Source organism: Streptomyces sp. NBC_01723, assembly GCF_036246005.1.
GTDB lineage: Bacteria > Actinomycetota > Actinomycetes > Streptomycetales > Streptomycetaceae > Streptomyces.
Window position 1 is genome coordinate 6,272,016 of sequence record NZ_CP109171.1, and the last position, 14,091, is coordinate 6,286,106.

Annotated in this window: 14 protein-coding genes, 1 pseudogene and 1 riboswitch; of the genes and pseudogenes, 8 read left to right on the top strand and 7 right to left on the bottom strand. The window is 72.6% G+C overall.

The window, feature by feature from the left end; all coding sequences use genetic code 11:
• Positions 1 to 23 precede the first annotated feature (23 nt).
• From OIE75_RS29165 to OIE75_RS29185, 5 genes are all read right to left on the bottom strand, one after another.
• Positions 24 to 872, bottom strand: coding sequence for an ATP-binding cassette domain-containing protein (locus OIE75_RS29165; RefSeq protein ID WP_307015569.1), 849 nt, complete (start codon positions 870 to 872; stop codon positions 24 to 26).
• Complete coding sequence (gene cbiQ / locus OIE75_RS29170) at positions 869 to 1,618, bottom strand: cobalt ECF transporter T component CbiQ (RefSeq protein ID WP_307015570.1); 750 nt, start codon at positions 1,616 to 1,618, stop codon at positions 869 to 871. The genes OIE75_RS29165 and cbiQ overlap by 4 nt, the downstream gene beginning before the upstream one ends.
• The gene (locus OIE75_RS29175; protein WP_329472631.1) at positions 1,619 to 1,957 is read right to left on the bottom strand and encodes an energy-coupling factor ABC transporter substrate-binding protein; all 339 of its coding nucleotides are present in this window, start codon (positions 1,955 to 1,957) and stop codon (positions 1,619 to 1,621) included.
• Entirely contained in the window at positions 1,954 to 2,661 is a 708-nt protein-coding gene (locus OIE75_RS29180) for an energy-coupling factor ABC transporter permease (protein ID WP_307015571.1), read from the bottom strand. Before OIE75_RS29180 ends, OIE75_RS29175 begins: the two co-directional genes overlap by 4 nt.
• A gap of 30 nt (positions 2,662 to 2,691) precedes the next feature.
• A riboswitch (cobalamin riboswitch) is annotated at positions 2,692 to 2,877 on the bottom strand.
• Between the two features lie 436 nt (positions 2,878 to 3,313).
• A complete protein-coding gene (locus OIE75_RS29185; protein ID WP_307018177.1) occupies positions 3,314 to 4,606 on the bottom strand; it encodes a chloride channel protein in 1,293 nt (430 codons plus the stop codon).
• 274 nt (positions 4,607 to 4,880) lie between these two features.
• Here OIE75_RS29185 and OIE75_RS29190 point away from each other — a divergent pair, with 274 nt between their 5' ends.
• The 8 genes and pseudogenes from OIE75_RS29190 to OIE75_RS29225 all read left to right on the top strand — a co-directional run.
• Positions 4,881 to 5,342 carry a DUF7144 family membrane protein gene (locus tag OIE75_RS29190; RefSeq protein ID WP_329472632.1) on the top strand — a complete coding sequence of 154 codons (462 nt, stop codon included), beginning with the start codon at positions 4,881 to 4,883 and terminating at the stop codon, positions 5,340 to 5,342.
• A 96-nt stretch (positions 5,343 to 5,438) separates the two neighbouring features.
• Positions 5,439 to 5,831 (top strand): cell division protein SepF, encoded by a 393-nt coding sequence (locus OIE75_RS29195; protein WP_122618406.1) that lies wholly within the window; start codon positions 5,439 to 5,441, stop codon positions 5,829 to 5,831.
• 95 nt (positions 5,832 to 5,926) lie between these two features.
• Positions 5,927 to 7,081: an ATP-binding protein gene (locus OIE75_RS29200; RefSeq protein WP_307015573.1), complete on the top strand. Its 1,155-nt coding sequence runs from the start codon at positions 5,927 to 5,929 to the stop codon at positions 7,079 to 7,081.
• The gene (locus tag OIE75_RS29205; RefSeq protein ID WP_307015574.1) at positions 7,078 to 7,422 is read left to right on the top strand and encodes a nucleotide pyrophosphohydrolase; all 345 of its coding nucleotides are present in this window, start codon (positions 7,078 to 7,080) and stop codon (positions 7,420 to 7,422) included. Before OIE75_RS29200 ends, OIE75_RS29205 begins: the two co-directional genes overlap by 4 nt.
• Before the next feature lie 201 nt (positions 7,423 to 7,623).
• On the top strand, positions 7,624 to 8,094 hold the full coding sequence (locus OIE75_RS29210; protein WP_307015575.1) for a DUF6099 family protein: 471 nt from the start codon (positions 7,624 to 7,626) through the stop codon (positions 8,092 to 8,094).
• A 272-nt stretch (positions 8,095 to 8,366) separates the two neighbouring features.
• Positions 8,367 to 9,290, top strand: a complete 924-nt coding sequence (locus OIE75_RS29215; protein ID WP_307015576.1) for an LLM class F420-dependent oxidoreductase — start codon at positions 8,367 to 8,369, stop codon at positions 9,288 to 9,290.
• Between the two features lie 155 nt (positions 9,291 to 9,445).
• The gene (locus OIE75_RS29220; RefSeq protein WP_329472633.1) at positions 9,446 to 10,915 is read left to right on the top strand and encodes a 3' terminal RNA ribose 2'-O-methyltransferase Hen1; all 1,470 of its coding nucleotides are present in this window, start codon (positions 9,446 to 9,448) and stop codon (positions 10,913 to 10,915) included.
• A pseudogene (locus OIE75_RS29225) lies at positions 10,912 to 12,090 on the top strand (AAA family ATPase); the annotation flags it as partial. The gene OIE75_RS29220 and the pseudogene OIE75_RS29225, both read left to right, overlap by 4 nt.
• Before the next feature lie 82 nt (positions 12,091 to 12,172).
• On the opposite strand, the gene OIE75_RS29230 reads toward OIE75_RS29225, so the two are convergent.
• Entirely contained in the window at positions 12,173 to 13,576 is a 1,404-nt protein-coding gene (locus OIE75_RS29230; RefSeq protein ID WP_329472634.1) for a tyrosine-type recombinase/integrase, read from the bottom strand.
• A 26-nt stretch (positions 13,577 to 13,602) separates the two neighbouring features.
• On the bottom strand, positions 13,603 to 14,052 hold the full coding sequence (locus tag OIE75_RS29235; RefSeq protein ID WP_329472636.1) for a hypothetical protein: 450 nt from the start codon (positions 14,050 to 14,052) through the stop codon (positions 13,603 to 13,605).
• Positions 14,053 to 14,091: the final 39 nt, after the last annotated feature.

A 14,091-nucleotide genomic window follows, 5' to 3' on the forward strand; every position in this document is an offset into this window, starting at 1 on the left:
GGCCGCCCCGGCCGGCGCACGCGTCAGTCGGCCAGGGCGGCCAGCTCCTCCGCGGTGCGCGGTCCGGCCGCCGACTCCGGCAACAGGCCCCGCGCCCGCAGCAGTCCGGCCGCCGCGACGCCCCACGGCAACCGCAGCCCCGCCTGCCGCAGCAGATCCGTGCGGGCCAGCGTCGCGGCCGTCGGACCGGTGCGCACACCGTCCGGGGTGAGCAGCGCGGCATCGTCCGACCAGCGCAGGGCGAGGTCGACGTCATGAGTGGCCATCACCACCGTGGTGCCGCCCGCGCGGAGCCGGTCCAGCGTGGCGAGCAGCCGCTCCTGACCGTCCGGATCGAGCCCCGCGGTCGGCTCGTCCAGGATCAGCACCCGGGGCCGCATCGCGACCGCCCCCGCGATCGCCGTCCGCTTGCGCTGCCCGTACGACAGCAGATGGGTCGGCCGGTCGGCCAGCGCCCCGATGTCCAGCGCGGCGAGCGCCTCGTCGACCCGGGACCGGACCTCCGCGTCCGGCAGGCCCAGGTTCAACGGACCGAAGGACACGTCCTGCCCCACCGAGGCCGCGAAGAGCTGGTCGTCCGGATCCTGCACCACCAACTGCACCGTGGTCCGCAGCCGGGTCAGCCCCTTGCGGTCATACGCCACCGGCTCCCCGCCGAGCGTCAACGTCCCCGCACGCGGCCGGAGTCCGCCGCTCAGCAGCCGCATCAGCGTGGTCTTGCCGCTGCCGTTGCGGCCGAGGAGCGCCAGCGCCCGCCCCTCGCGCACCGAGAAGTCCAGCCCGGCCAGCACGTCCGGGCCCTCCTCGTAGGCGAAGGCCGCGCCCCGCAGGGCGACCAGTGTCTCCGGCGTGGCCTCGCTCGTCCCACTCACGACAACGGCCCTTCCAGTACGAGGGTGAGGGCGGCCAGTGCCGCCAGCAGCGCGCCGCTCGCCGCCGTGAAGGCCACCGAGACGCGGGCCTCGGGCACCAGGACCCGCAGGGTGCCGTCGTAGCCGCGGCCCGCCAGCCCGGACTGGAGCCGCGCCGCCCGGTCGAAGGCGCGCACGAACGCCGTGGCGCCGAGCCCGCCCAGCGAACGCCAGGTCGCGGCGCGGGTGGTGTGCCCGAGCCGCGCCGCCTGAGCCTCCCGGATGCGGCGCACTGAGTCCAGCAGCAGGAAACTCATCCGGTACGTCACGAGCGCCACGTCCACGACCGGCGCGGGCACCCCCGCCCGCACCAGCCGGGGCAGCAGGTCCGACATCGGCGTGGTGAACGCGAACAGCAGCACCCCGAGCGAGGCCGCCGAGGTCCGCAGCAGCAGCTCACCGGCGCGCACCGGCCCGTCCTGCGCCACCGTCAGGAACCCGTCCGCGCCCCCGACCTGGACCAGCAGCGGCAGCGCGCCCGTCACACAGAAGCCCAACGGCACCCGGTACGCCCGCCACAGCCGCCGCCCGGGCACACCTGCCGGGCCGAGCAGCACCGCCAGCGCCGTCACCAGCACCAGCGCCGCGCCCGGCCAGGGCGGCAGCGAGATCGCGAGCACGGTCAGGCCAAGACCGAGCACGGCCTTGTCCACGGGATGGCGGCGGCGCCACCGGCTGCTGTGGGCCGCCGCGTCGATCGGCAGCACTCAGTCCCCTTCGGGAGTGTCCCGCAGTGCCGCCGCCGCCCGCTCCTCGCCCTGCCGCCGGCCCCGGCGCACACCGAAGTAGTACGCCAGCACGCCCGCGCCGAGGGCGGCCTGCACCGCGAACAGCGCCGACTCGATCTCCCCGGACGGCGGTTCGTACAGCGGCGAGAACCACGGCTCGTAGTCCGGCTCGATCTCGGTGATCGCCGTCTCCGCCTCCGCGTCCGCGCCGGCGAACGGCTCCTCCTTGTGGTCGCCGAGCCCCAGCACCAGCGGCAGCACCGCGAGCGCGGCCACGGCGAGCAGCAGCAGGGCGTTGATCTTCACGTTGCGGGTCATCGGGCCACCGCCTCCTGCTCGTCGGACGTGTTCCTGCCCGACCGGGTGAGCAGCACGCCCAGCCGGGTCAGTTCGCCCTTGCTGGACTGCACCAGCAGCCGCATCACGATCACCGTGAGCAGGCCCTCGCTGACCGCGAGCGGGATCTGCGTGACGGCGAAGATGGACCCGAACTTGCCCAGTGCGCCGAGGAATCCGCTGCTCGGGTCCGGGAAGGCCAGCGCCAGCTGCACGCTGGTCACGCAGTAGGTGGACAGGTCGGCGACGAACGCGCCGAAGAACACGGCGACCATCAGCGGCACGTCGTAGCGGCGCAGCAGCCGGTAGATGCCGTACCCCGCCCAGGGGCCGACGATCGCCATCGAGAAGACGTTGGCGCCGAGCGTGGTCAGCCCGCCGTGGGCGAGCAGCAGCGCTTGGAAGAGCAGGGTGATGGTGCCCAGTACCGCCATGATCGGCGGCCGGAAGAGGATGGCGCCCAGACCGGTGCCGGTCGGATGGGAGCAGCTCCCGGTGACCGAGGGCAGTTTCAGGGCCGACAGGACGAACGTGAAGGCACCGGAGGCGCCGAGGAGCAGCGTGCTCTCCGGGTGCTCCCTGACCTCACGGGTGAGTGACCGGACTCCGTGGACGACGAACGGCGCGGACGCGACACCCCAGGCGATCGCGTGCGCCGGTGGCAGAAAGCCCTCGGCTATGTGCATGGCTCAGCAGACCCTCTCCAGCACCTCGTGGATGGACGACGCGCCTTGGCCGGTCTCCTGGCTGACGGGTACCGCAGTCCGGGCAACGCCTTCCCGGGTCACGAGGACCCAGTGGCTGCCCACGAGGGGCCGGAGCCGGACTTCCCGATTCACAGTGGCGAGGGCCGCACCGGCATCACACCGGATTTCCCGTTCACCAAGGCGTGGCGACAGTAGTGCTCCCACGGGGGTGGTGACAAGCGGGCCCCGGTCGGCGGGTACCCGGACCACCCGTCCTGGGCTGCGGAAACGTCCCCCGCCAGCCGGTCCGGTCCCCGTCCGTGCGCCGCACCACCATGGCGCGCGCCCGCGTGCTGAGCGCGGTCGCGGCGGCGGTGAGGAAGACGAAGCTGTAGGCGCATCGTGATGACCACGCCGGGCCCGGTCTCGGGGCGGTCCACGAGGACGTGGTGGATCCGCCGGAGCGGCAGCGCCGCCACGACGGCCAGCAGCAGGGCGCACAGCACCCAGCTCAGCACGGGCCGGTGCGGCCCCAGACGGTCGAGGGGCAGCAGGAAGTAGGCCACGACCACGGCCACCGCGACGCAACCGCGTACGGCCCAGGGCCGGGCGGTGCGCCAGGTGGAACGGGTCCGCACGGCGCGGCGCTCCGTCACCCGGTCGTTCCCGTCGCCGGGGCGTGGGCCGCCTCCGGTTCCGTCCGGCGCACCACCTGGGAGACGACGAAGGAGACCACCGACGCGATGACGATCAGCGGCATCTGGTCGGACGCGTCCCCACCCGTCAGCAGCACCGCGAGGACCGCGCTGGACAGCGGCAGCCCCGTCACGGCGGCCGCCGCGGCGGAGATGCCGAGGGCGAGCGCCGGGGTCACACCGAAGCCGGGCAGCCCGGAACAGGCCATGGCCGTCGCCGTGCCCAACAGCAGCGACGGGAAGATCGGACCGCCGCGCAGGCTGCCCAGGGCGATGCCCCACGCCAGCCCCTTGCACGCGACCAGGGCGATCAGCGCGCCCACTGACCAGGCGTGCGGGTGGGCGGCGAGCTGGGCGAGCGCGGCCTGCCCGGAGAGCGCCGCCTCGGCCGGGGAACGGCCGGTGATCAGCGCGTACGCGGCGACGCACACCCCGACCGCGGCGGCGCAGGCGACCGTGCGCACGGCCGTGTGCCGGCGCGTCCACGAGACGGTGCGGTGCCCCAGCTCCCGGGCCAGCGTGATCAGTACGGCGATCAGCGCGGCCGTCGGGATGCCCCAAAGGAAGTCACCAGCGTCCGGGTTGGCGGCCGGTGGCAGGTCGGGCAGGGCGAGCGCGCCGATCTTCAGGCCGGTCCACTGCCCGAAGCCGGTGAAGACCAGAGAGCCGGTGGCGCTGGCCAGCAGACAGGGCAGCAGCAGGACCACCATCTGCGCCCCGGCCAGCCCCGCGCCCTCGATGAGCAGGACGGCCGCGGCCACCGGACCGCCGAGGATGGTGGAGATGGCGGCGGTGGAGCCGGCCGTCGCGAGGATCGCCCCGGCCCGCTGGTCGCCGCCCGCCCCCGCCCGCCGCACCGCCAGCAGCGCGAGTCCGCTGCCGACCGCCATGAGCGGGGCCTCGGGACCCAGCACCACACCGAGCGGCAGCGTCGCCAGCGCGGCCAGGACCGCGCCCGGCAGCGCCTTGGGTCCGACGGGCGGCCCGCCCAGCCCGTTCACCGGCAGATGCCCGCCGGCGCCCGGCATCCGGGTCACGATCGGCGCGAGGATCAGCCCGGCCAGCACCAGTGCGGGCAGCGGCCACCACCAGGGCGGGGTGTCGTAACCGGCCGCCTCGGGCAGCGAGGTCCACACCCAGTGCTGCAACTGGTGCTGGAGAGCCACGAAGAAGAAGCAGGCCAGCGCGATCGGCACGCCCAGCAGCACGCACAGCAGCAACAGCCGCCGGTAGCCGGGGCTCAGCAGCATCTGTCGCAGCGACTGCTCGGCCCGGCCCGGGGCGGCCTTCGCCGGTGCCGGCCGACTCGTCACGTGCCCTCCTTCGTCCGCTCCCGCGGGTGCGGCTCAGTTAACGCGAGGGGGCGCACGGCCGCATGCGCACGTCGGGGCACCGTTCACCTGTACGGCGGACCCGCGTGGCCGGGGGGCCCGGCGCCCCGCAGGCTCGGAACGACCCGGCGGCGCCGTGCCGGTGCCGGCGGGCCGAGGCCCGTACGGGGGACACGCAGAAAGGACCGCGCACATGAGCCAGCACGCCGAACCCACTCCCGGACGCCCGTCCCAAGGCGACGGCACCTGGTCCCGGCGCTCGGCCGACCGGCCCGGCGGCTGGGCGGCAGGCGGCGTCGTCTTCGCGGGCGTCCTGCTGACGCTGAACGGAGCCCTCGCCGTCCTCCAGGGCATCGCGGCCATCGCCGAGGACGACGTGTACGCCCGCATCGGCACGTACGTCTACGAGATGAGCCTCACCGGCTGGGGCATCGTCCACGTCGTCCTCGGCGCCCTCGTCCTCGTCACCGGGTACGGCCTGTTGAAGGACATGGCCTGGGCGCGGGTCGCGGGCATCGTCATCGCCTCGCTGAGCCTGATCGCCCAGTTCCTGTTCCTGCCGTACGCGCCCGTCTGGTCGGTGATCATGATGGCGATCGACGTGTTCGTCATCTGGGCCCTGGCCGGCCGTCAGGACGCCACGTCCCGGGTATGAGCCCCGCGGACCGTGTCGCAGTTGGGCCGAACGGGTGACTTGACGTAAGAATTGGCTGGTGCAGGCAATAACGGCGAGTGGAATGCGGGGGAGCCGGTGAACAGCCACGACGTCACCGATGAGCAGTGGGAGGGGCTCGCCCAGGTCGTTCCTTTGCGCGGACGCGACGCCTGGCCCTCGGCGGTCGGTCACCGGGCGATGCCCGAGGCGGCGACCGAGCGGCGCCGCCGCTTCGTGGTGCTGCGGGTCAACGTGTTCGCGGACGCGCGCGAGGTCGCGGAGACGCTGATGGCGGGCATCCCCGTCCTGCTGGACCTGACCGGCGCCGAGGGCGATGTCGCCAAGCGGGTCCTCGACTTCAGCACCGGCGTCGTCTTCGGACTGGCCAGCGGGATGCACCGGGTCGACCGCAACGTCTTCCTGCTGAGCCCGGCGGGGACCGAGGTCAACGGACTGATGGAGGACGCCGTCGGGGTCCCCGGGGTGTGACGGTGCCGTCCCGTCCTGACGGCGCCGTCCCCCGATCGTAGGAACGCACCGGGGGCAAAACGGTTCGCCGTGCGACGGAGCCCTACGGTCCGCATATGGCAGCGTCATCCGCGTCGGCGGCGTCCGTCGCACCGCTCCCCGGCCGCCCCCGCGTCACGGAGCTGCGGCTTTCCGCCTTCGCGGGGCACCGGCGCGCGGTGCTGCGGCTCGGGCCGCTCACCCTGCTCGCCGGGCCCAGCGGCTGCGGCAAGACCACCGCGCTCAGGGCCTACGACGCCCTGGCCCGGCTCGGCGGCGGCGCGGAACTCGGCGCCGTGTTCCCCGACCCCGTCGCCTGCGTGCCCGAACGGGCCCGGCCCGACGGCCAGCGGCGCCGGGGCTTCCGCATCGGCTGCACGGCCGACGGCGCCGAGGGCCCGGTCCACCTGGACGTCGCCGTGCAGGCTGAGCCCGAACTGCGCGTCGTGGGGGAGCGGCTGTCGGCGGACGGCGTCGTGCTGCTGGAGACGGCCCTGCGCGACCCCGGCCGGCGTGCCGTGCAGGCCGCCTGGCACACGGCCGGTTCGGCGCCGGTGACCCGCGCGCCCCTGCCCGACGACCGGCTCGGCACCCCGCTGCTGCCGCTGCGGGTGGCCGGCAAGACGGACGGACAGCGCAGGGTGCTGGCGGCCGCCGAGCAGATGGTGGTCGCGCTGCGCTCCGTCTTCGCCTGCGACCCCCGGCCCGGCCGGATGCGGGAGCCCGTACCGACCGGCTCCGGCCGCCTGCTGGGCGGCTGCGACAACCTCGCCGACGTGCTGTGGCGCACCCGCACCGAATGCGTCCGGCGGCACGCGCAGTTCGTCGCGGCGGTCCGCACCGGCTGCGCGGGCCCCGTCGCGGACGTACTGGCCGAACCTGCCGTCGGCGGCGTGGTCCGCGCCCTGCTGGACCGGGGCGACGGGGTGCGCACCGGCCTGGCCCGGCTCGGCTACGGCGAACTGCGCTACCTCGCCCTCGCGCTGGTGCTGTTCACCGGACCCGGGGTGCTGGAGGTCGATCCGGCCGGCGAGGTCCCCGCCGCCCTGCAGACGCTCACCGTCCTCGCCGACGGCTTCGACCGCGGCCTGGACGTGCGCCAGCGCGCCGAACTCCTGCGGCTGGCGGCGCGGATGTGCGACCGCGGCCACATCCGCCTCGTCGGAGCGGTCGCCGACGCCTCGTGGGCGGCGGGGGCGGACGGCGTCACGGTGGTACACCTGGACCCGTGACCGATCACCCCCAGGACCTCGCCGTACTCCAGCGCAGGCTCGCCGAGTTCGCCGCCGCCCGGCACTGGCAGCCATACCACACGCCCAAGAACCTCGTCGCGGCGCTCAGCGTGGAGGCCGGCGAACTCGTCGAGATCTTCCAGTGGCTGACGCCCGAGCAGTCGGCCGCCGTCATGGCCGACCCGGACACCGCGCACCGCGTCCGGGACGAGGTCGCCGACGTCCTGGCCTACCTGCTCCAGTTCTGCGAGGTGCTGGGCGTCGATCCGCTGGCCGCGCTGGAGGCGAAGATCGAGCGGAACGAGTCGCGGTTCCCCCTGCCGGACCCGCGGGACGACTGAGCGGCAGGACGGCCGAGTTCGGAGGAGCCGACCACTCCGTTATCACTCTCCGCAGTCAAAATTCGGCCAGTTATCGAGATGTTGTCCGAAGATTTCCGCCTTCCTCTGGCTTTTCGCCCCACACACCTTCACTCTGGGTAGTGAGTGACGGAGTTCGGGCGGACGCGCCGCGCGCGCGTCGGAAACAGACGGGGGCAGCGCATGGACGCTGTGCGGCTCATCGTGACCAGTGGGCGTGCCCTGGCCGCCGGCGGAGAGGTGCCGGACGTCCTGACCGAGGTGTGGCAGGTGCAGGCCCTCGCCCAGGCGATCGGCAGCCGGCTGGCCGTCCACGGCCCACCGGAACTGCGCGGCGAGGCCATCGGCCTGACCGAACTGGCAGGCCGCGGCTGCGGAGTCCTGCACACCCCGGACCTGGCCCCGGGCGAACTGCGCGCCGCCCAGCTCACCGAGCTGGGCGACGCCCGCCAGGCCCTGATGCGCCTGGGCACCCTGCTCGGCGAGACCGGCATAGCCCTGGTGGGCATCGCCTGCGCCGCCGGCGACGAGGCCACCTACTGGCAGTGCGTGGAGGCGATCGACGCGGCGGACGAATCACGCGACCGGGTCCTGGAGATGCTGCGCAAACTCACCGACCGCGACGCCGGGTTACCGGAGCGGGAGGCCGGTTAGGGCCTTTCCGGCGGATCACGCCGCAGACGCGGGGTCTGGCACGCACATCTGCGGCGTTGTCGTCGGTTGCCAACTCCTCCACGCTCGGCTTCGCTCGCGCGGGGGCCCCATCGCGTTGCCGCCCTCCTCCGCCTTGCAGCCGCACGCACCAGACCCCGCTCACCTGCGCTGATCAGGTGCCGTCGCCTTCCTGCGACCTGATCCGCCGGACAGGCCCCAGCCCCGGGAGAGCCTGTCCGGCGCACCCGCGCCGAACAGGCAGGATGGAACGCATGGATCTCCGTATCTTCACCGAGCCCCAGCAGGGGGCCACCTACGACACCTTGCTCGCCGTGGCCAAGGCCACCGAGGACCTCGGTTTCGACGCCTTCTTCCGCTCGGACCACTATCTCCGCATGGGCTCCTCGGACGGCCTGCCCGGCCCCACCGACGCCTGGATCACCCTGGCGGGCCTGGCCCGGGAGACCAAGCGCATCCGCCTCGGCACCCTCATGACCGCCGGCACCTTCCGGCTCCCCGGTGTCCTCGCCATCCAGGTCGCGCAGGTGGACCAGATGTCGGGCGGCCGGGTCGAGCTGGGCCTGGGCGCCGGCTGGTTCGAGGAGGAGCACAAGGCGTACGGCATCCCCTTCCCGAAGGAGAAGCTCGGCCGCCTGGAGGAGCAACTGGCCATCGTCACCGGTCTGTGGGCCACCGAGACCGGCAAGACCTTCGACTTCCACGGCAAGTTCTACGACCTCACCGACTCGCCCGCGCTGCCCAAGCCCGCGCAGCCGAAGGTGCCCGTGCTCATCGGCGGACACGGGGCCACCCGCACCCCGCGCCTGGCCGGCCGGTACGCCGACGAGTTCAACATGCCGTTCGCCTCCGTCGAGGACACCGAGCGGCAGTTCGGCCGGGTGCGGGCCGCCGCCGAGGAGGCCGGCCGCGGGGCCGACGCCCTCACCTACTCCAACGCGCTGGTCGCCTGCGTCGGCAAGGACGACGCCGAGGTCGCCCGCCGCGCCGCCGCGATCGGCCGCGAGGTCGACGAGCTGAAGGCCAACGGCCTCGCCGGGTCCCCGGCCGAGGTCGTCGACAAGATCGGCCGGTACGCCGCCGTCGGCGCCCGGCGGATCTACCTCCAGATCCTCGACCTCGACGACCTGGACCACCTTGAGCTGATCTCCTCCCAGGTCCAGGCACAGCTGTCCTGACGCCCTGACACCCGTCCGATAACCGAAGGCGCCGCTCACCGGCCCTGTGCGATGGTGTGACCGTCGTCCTGCCGGAGCCCCCGGGATCACTCACCCTGGGGGCTCCCGCGCGTACGGCGCCTCGTAAGCATCCACCGGCCGGAGAGGCCCTCAGCATGTTCCTGACCATCACCACCACCGGCACCCCCGGACACCCCGCGACCGACCTCGGATTCCTGCTGCACAAGCATCCCGACAACGCGCAGGCGTTCTCCACCTCCTTCGGCACGGCCCACGTGTTCTACCCGGAGGCGGAGGAGCAGCGCTGCACGGCGGCGCTGCTGCTGGAGGTCGACACGGTGGCGCTGGTCAGGCGCGGCAAGGGCAAGGGCCGGGGCGGCGCCCCCGACGCGGCCCTCGCGCAGTACGTCAACGACCGCCCCTACGCGGCCTCCTCCCTGCTCGCCGTCGCTCTGAGCAACGTCTTCTCCAGCGCGATGCGCGGCGTGTGCAAGGCCCGCCCCGAGCGCGCCGCCGAGCCGCTGCCGCTGCGCGTCGAGATCCCGGCGCTGCCCGCCCGCGGCGGACCCGGCCTCGTCCGCCGCCTCTTCGAGCCCCTCGGCTGGGCCGTCACCGTCGAGGCCGTGCCGCTGGACACCGACTTCCCCGAGTGGGGCGAGTCGCGCTACGTCCGCCTGGCCCTGGAGTCCGGCACCCGCACCCTCTCCGACGCCCTGCGCCACCTGTACGTCCTGCTGCCGGTACTCGACGACGCCAAGCACTACTGGGTCTCGCCGGACGAGGTCGACAAGCTGCTGCGGGCCGGCGAGGGCTGGCTGCCGGGCCACCCCGAGCAGAAGCTGATCACCAGCCGCTACCTGTCCCGCCGCTGGTCGCTGACGCGCGAGGCGATGGAGCGACTGGAACTGCTCCGGCTGGCGGAGACCGACGACAGCGAGGTCGAGGAGATCGACAACGCCGTCGCGGCCGAGACCGAGCAGGAGGACCGGCCGACCCCGCTCGCCGTGCACCGCCGCGAGGCCATCCTCACCGCGCTCCGCGACCACGCCGCCGCCCGCGTCCTCGACCTCGGCTGCGGCGAGGGCCACCTGGTGCGCGAACTGCTCAAGGAGCCGCGGTTCACCGAGATCACCGGCGTGGACGTGTCGGTGCGCGCGCTCACCATCGCCTCCCGGCGGCTCAAGCTGGACCGCATGGGTGAGCGGCAGGCCGCGCGCGTGAACCTCCTCCAGGGCTCCCTCGCCTACACCGACAAGAGGCTGGGGGGCTACGACGCCGCCGTGCTCAGCGAGGTGATCGAACACCTCGACCTGCCGAGGCTGCCCGCCCTGGAGTACGCGGTCTTCGGCGCGGCCCGCCCCCGTACCGTCGTCGTCACCACGCCGAACGTCGAGTACAACGTGCGCTGGGAGACCCTCCCGGCCGGCCACGTCCGCCACCGCGACCACCGCTTCGAGTGGACCCGAGAGGAGTTCCGGACCTGGGCGGAGACGGTCGCCGAACGGCACGGATACGACGTCGGGTTCCGCCCCGTCGGTCCCCACGACCCCGAGGTGGGACCGCCCACCCAGATGGCAGTCTTCAGCACCAGGACCCCGACCGCGAAGGAGGCGAAGGCCGCATGACCACCATGGACACCCCCGGGACCACCGACACCACCGCGAGGACCCGGAACCTCCCCGTCACCGACCTCTCCCTCGTCGTGCTGATCGGTGCCTCCGGCTCCGGCAAGTCCACCTTCGCCCGGCGCCACTTCAAGCCCACCGAGGTCATCTCCTCCGACTTCTGCCGCGGCCTGGTCGCCGACGACGAGAACGACCAGAGCGCCAGCGGGGACGCCTTCGACGTCCTGCACTACATCGCCGGCAAGCGGCTCGCGGCCGGCCGCCGCACCGTCGTCGACGCCACCAACGTGCAGCAGGACGCCCGCCGTCAGCTGATCGACCTGGCCAAGCGGCACGACGTGCTGCCCATCGCGATCGTCCTCGACGTCCCCGAGCAGGTGTGCGTCGAGCGCAACGCCACTCGCACCGACCGCGCCGACATGCCCCGCCGGGTCGTCCAGCGCCACACCCGCGAACTCCGCCGCTCCCTGCGCCACCTGGAGCGCGAGGGCTTCCGCAAGGTGCACGTCCTGCGCGGCGCGGCGGAGGCCGAGCACGCCACCGTCGTCACCGAGAAGCGGTTCAACGACCTCACCCACCTCACCGGCCCCTTCGACATCGTCGGCGACATCCACGGCTGCGCCGCCGAACTGGAGGCCCTGCTCGGCAAGCTGGGCTACGCCGACGGCGTCCACCCCGAGGGCCGCACCGCCGTCTTCGTCGGCGACCTGGTCGACCGCGGCCCGGACAGCCCCGGCGTCCTGCGCCGCGTGATGTCCATGGTGAAGTCGGGCAACGCGCTGTGCGTCCCCGGCAACCACGAGAACAAGTACGGCCGCCACCTCAAGGGCCGGAAGGTCCAGCACACCCACGGACTCGCCGAGACCGTCGAGCAGATGGACGGCGAGAGCGAGGAGTTCCGCGCCGAGGTACGGGAGTTCATCGACGGCCTGGTCAGCCACTACGTCCTCGACGGCGGCCGGCTCGTGGTCTGCCACGCCGGTCTGCCGGAGAAGTACCACGGCCGCACCTCCGGCCGGGTCCGCTCGCACGCCCTGTACGGCGAGACCACCGGCGAGACCGACGAGTTCGGGCTGCCGGTGCGCTACCCGTGGGCCGAGGACTACCGGGGCCGCGCGGCCGTGGTCTACGGCCACACCCCGGTCCCGGAGGCCAGCTGGCTCAACAACACCATCAGGCAGAACAACAGCCTGCCGCCACAAGGCGCACCAAGAGCAGCAAGCCTGACACCAGTCGCCTAGCCATCATCGATGCAGGTCAGTGAGTCAGGGCGAGATCCCTGCCGGAACCCTCTGAAGGCTCGCCCGCGTCTTCCAAGACTCCCCGGGTGCTGTCCGCGAGAGGCTGGGGAGCGTCTGGGGAGATCTTTTTCTCTCCACCCTCAAACCAGTTCTGCATCGCGGTGCGGCCCCGGCCATCCGCCTCGGGCATCATGTGCGCGTAGATCCGGAGTGTGATCGACGGATCCGCGTGGCCAAGCCACTTCGAGACTGCCACAGGGTTCTCCCGCGAGTCCAGCTGCACACTGGCGTAGGTGTGACGCAGCGAATGGAAGCCCATCTCGCGGTCCTCCTCGTACCGCCGCACCGTCCGGAACATCCCCGGCTTACCGGCGATGGGCCGCTTCGACACCACGGGCGCCATCGCCAGCCCTACCGCCTCCAACGCCGGCTTCCACATCGTGTTGTTGAAGTAGTCCCGCCTCCAGCCCCCGCCGCGGCTCGCGGTCAGGAGCAGAGCAAACGTGCGGGGCGCCCGCTCCTTGATCTCCTTCTCCGTCTCACCGTCAGCGGGGTCACCCCAGGGCAGCGTCACCGCCTTGGCCGGCCAGCGGGCGACATGCTCGCGGACCTGCTGAAGCAGGTGGGCGGGCACGGGCACGGTCCTCGTCTTGCGGCCCTTGGGCAGCGCGAAGACGAGTTTCGACCCCACCTTCTTTATCTGCCTCTGTACATGGATGACCTGCCCGTCGAAGTCGACGTCCTCGAGAGCCAGCCCGAACACTTCGCCCTGCCGCAGCCCGGCCCCGACACCGAGGTCGATGGCGAGCCGGACCTGTTCGTCGATCGCGGCGCGCACCATCAGGACCCGGTCCCGAGTCCACGCCTCGGCGCGCGGCTCCGGCCGGGCGGGGGGACGGACGGTCTTCTGGGAGCGGCAGTAGTTCTTCGTGATCCGCTCGTCGTCGACAGCGGCCTGGAGGATAGCGGAGAGCGCCGCCCACACGTCGTTCACGGTGCCCGGCCCGAGCTGCGCGTTGAGCGCCGACAGCCAGGTCCGCAACTGCGGAGTCTTGATCGTGTTCAGCGGCTTCGAGCCCAGGTGGGTGAGGATGTGGTTCCACACCTTGCCGCGGACCGTGCCCCGGGTGACCGGGTCGGGGTAGGACTGGCTGGGCCACCAGTGCTGCTCGACGTACTCACTGAGGAGGATCTTGCCGTCGCGGGGGTCGATGAACTCGCCGCGGGTGGACTCGTGCTGAGCCTTCGCCAGCCACGCCTTGGCGCCTTCGGGCCCGAGGAGCTTGTCGAAGCTGCGGTCTTTGACGCCGGGTACGCCGGCTACCCGGTACCGCTTGCCCTGGTTGCAGCGGGGCGTGGGGATGGTCCGCTTGCCCTTGTCGTCGAGCTTGTACCAGCGGTCCTCGATGTAGCCGGCCACGAGGTGTCCCCCTTGGTTGCGCGGTCTTAGACCATGACTCTCTCGGGCGAGTCCATGGTGACGATCTCACCCTGCCACAGCTGGAACCACTGCTTCCCGGCGAGGAACTTCTCGATGGCCGGGTTGAGGATCCGCACGAGGAACTCGGAGGGCAGGCCGGGGCAGACGTGGAGCCGGACGACGCCCTGGCATTCCCGGATTTGGACGCCTGCCCGCAGGTCGACGCCCGGGTCGGCTATGTAGCGGACGGTGAGGGGGCTGTCGGGGGAGTCGGCGCTGATGATCTGGCCGCGCCAGATCTGGAACCATCCGCACTGCTGGACGAACGTCTCAAGGGCGACGTTGAGGGGTTCCAGGTAGTCATCGGCGACGGTGCCGTACTGAAGTTTGATGTGGACGCGTCCGCGGCTCTCGTGGATCTCGACGAGTACGCCTGGTGCGAGGGTCTGGGTGGCTTCGTACACAACGCGCAGCATGCGCCCTCCCGTCGTTGCTGTGCGCCTGCGCGACGAGAG